Annotated in this window: 4 protein-coding genes; all 4 read right to left on the reverse strand. The window is 67.1% G+C overall.

The window, feature by feature from the left end; all coding sequences use genetic code 11:
- Positions 1-430 (reverse strand): cation diffusion facilitator family transporter (locus tag C5O18_RS08580; protein ID WP_146089306.1); only part of this gene is annotated, 430 nt, incomplete at its 3' end.
- A 177-nt stretch (positions 431-607) separates the two neighbouring features.
- Positions 608-763 (reverse strand): 50S ribosomal protein L33, encoded by a 156-nt coding sequence (rpmG, locus tag C5O18_RS08585; protein WP_003654787.1) that lies wholly within the window; start codon positions 761-763, stop codon positions 608-610.
- Positions 764-774: 11 nt separating this feature from the next.
- Positions 775-1,011, reverse strand: a complete 237-nt coding sequence (rpmB, locus tag C5O18_RS08590; protein ID WP_105193149.1) for a 50S ribosomal protein L28 — start codon at positions 1,009-1,011, stop codon at positions 775-777.
- Positions 1,012-1,157: 146 nt separating this feature from the next.
- Complete coding sequence (locus C5O18_RS08595; protein ID WP_105193151.1) at positions 1,158-2,192, reverse strand: AraC family transcriptional regulator; 1,035 nt, start codon at positions 2,190-2,192, stop codon at positions 1,158-1,160.
- Positions 2,193-2,429 lie beyond the last annotated feature (237 nt).

Raw genomic sequence — 2,429 nt, forward strand, 5'->3', positions numbered from 1 at the left:
CCAGCAGGCCGGCAACGGCGACCGCGAGCATGGGGCCGGCCAGCACCTCGTGCGGCTGCTGCAGGCGCCGCCAGGCTTCGTAGACGATCCAGACCACGATGGCGAACAGGGTGAGCGCGTTGACGAAGCCGGCGACGACCTCGAAGCGCAGGTAGCCGAAGGTGCGGCGCGGGTCGGCGGGGCGGCGGCCGAAGCGGAACGCCGCCCAGGCCAGGGCGAGGGCGGCGGCATCGGTGAGCATGTGGCCGGCGTCGGCGAGCAGGGCCAGCGAACCGGAGATCAGGCCGCCGGCCACCTCCACGATCATGAAGGCGAAGGTGATGAAGAAGGCGACCAGCACCTTGCGCTCGTTGCCGCTGCCGACCTCGGGCGTGTGGCTGTGGTCATGCCCCTGTGCATGGTCATGGTCGTGCGTGCGGGCTTGCGGCATCGCGGCGGCCTCTCGCTGCGGAAAAGTTAATGCATAAATATATGTTTATGTGTTTGGCGTCAAGCGGGCCGGGGGCGGTGGCGGGCGCGGAGGAGGCGGTCGGGACACATGGCGTGACCCGGAAAACAGAAAGCCCGGCGATTGCCGGGCTTTCTATGACACAGGAAGCGGGATCAATTACTTGATCTTGGCTTCCTTGAAGATCACGTGCTGACGGATCTTGGGATCAAACTTCTTGATCTCCATCTTTTCCGGCATGGTGCGCTTGTTCTTCGTGGTCGTGTAGAAATAGCCGGTGCCGGCGGTGGACACGAGGCGGATCTTGTCACGCATGGCTGGACTCCTTAGACCTTGACGCCCTGGGCACGCAGGTCGGCAACGACCACGTCAACACCCAGCTTGTCGATGGTGCGCATGCCCTTGGTGGTCACGCGCAGACGCACGAAGCGCTTCTCGCTTTCCAGCCAGAAACGGTGATAGTGCAGATTCGGTTCGAAGCGACGCTTCGTCTTGTTGTTCGCGTGCGACACGTTGTTGCCAACGATCGGACGCTTGCCGGTAACCTGGCAAACCTTGGACATTTTCGGTCTCCGCAATGCGATTCTATTCGCCGCCCGATTCGAGGGGCCTTGCCAGCAAATGGCGAGGCGCCGCCAGCGGCCAGCTCGCCGGCTATCGGGCCGGCTGACAGCGAGGGCGCGATTTATAGCAGAAGTGCCGGCACGCTTCAACGCAAATGGTGAAATTTTGTGCCGGCATGTCGCTGCCAGCGTCCGGGGGTCATGCCTTTCCAGCGCCGGAAGGCCTGCAGGAAGCTTGCCGGCTCGGCGTAACCCAGGCGCTCGCTGACTTCGCCGACGCTCAGGCGGCCACCGCCGAGCAGCTCCTCGGCCAGCGCCTCGCGGACCTCGTCGACCAGCTGGCGCCAGGTCGTGCCCTCGGCCTGCAGGTGCCGGTGCAGGCTGCGCAGGCTCAGGCAGAGCTGGCCGGCGGCATCGGCCATGTCGGGCATGTGGCGGGGATTGCGCAGCAGCAGGTCGCGGACCCGGCCGGACAGCCCGCTGCGCTCGTGGCGGCGCGCCACCAGCTGCCGGCACTGCATTTCGCAGAAGGCGGCGGTGATCGGGTTGGCCTGCGGCAGCGGCATGTCGAGCAGGGCCTGCGGCATCACGGCGCGGGTCGGCGGGCTGGCGAACAGCGGCAGCGTGCCGAACAGCGCCTCGTAGCGGGCGCTGTCGCCATCGGCCGGGAAGGAGAACGCCATGACCCGGAAAGGCAGCTCGCCGCTGAACAGCTCGCGCTGGATGGTCATGATGGCGGCGGCGTCGCGCTCGATCATGAAGCGGCGCATGTCGGCCGGAATCTCGCTGTCGTCGAGCAGCAGCGACAGGCTGTCGGCATCCTCGACCACGCGCAGGCGGCAGAAGATGAAGGTGAGGTCGAGGTAGCGCAGGCCGATTTCGATGGCGCTGCGCAGGGTCGGGCTGCTGAGCAGGGCGAAGCCCCAGATGCCGTAGGTGCTGAGGTGGTAGCGCTGGCCCGCCTGCAGGCCGAGGCCGGCGGGGTCGGCCACCAGCGTCTGCAGGTTGCGCGCGACCTGCAGCTCGTCGCGGGCGCTGACCATGGTATCGGGCAGCAGCAGCTGGTCGCGGGTAATGCGGGTGCCGGCCAGGCAGGCGTCGGCGCTGACCCCGTGCTCGCCGGCGAGCTGGAGCAGGATGTCGATGCTGGCGCTGCTGCGCGGGAAGTCCCAGTGGGCCATGGCGGGGGCGGTGTCTCCGGCGGACGGTGGCGGGCGCTCCGGATGGCAATGCATGAATGCGGTGCCGGCGCCTTGGCCGAAAATATCAATTAATTGGCCGGTGCGGCCAGTCCCCGTCGACGGATGGCGGGCTAGTCTTGCCGGCGACAGGAATCGCCCCGTGACGGGGCCACGACGGATGACAGGCATCATGACCGAGACCCCGAAAACGACCCGACGCAAAAAGCCCGCCACCGG

This window comes from Amnimonas aquatica, assembly GCF_002943415.1.
Lineage (GTDB): Bacteria > Pseudomonadota > Gammaproteobacteria > Pseudomonadales > Moraxellaceae > Perlucidibaca > Perlucidibaca aquatica_A.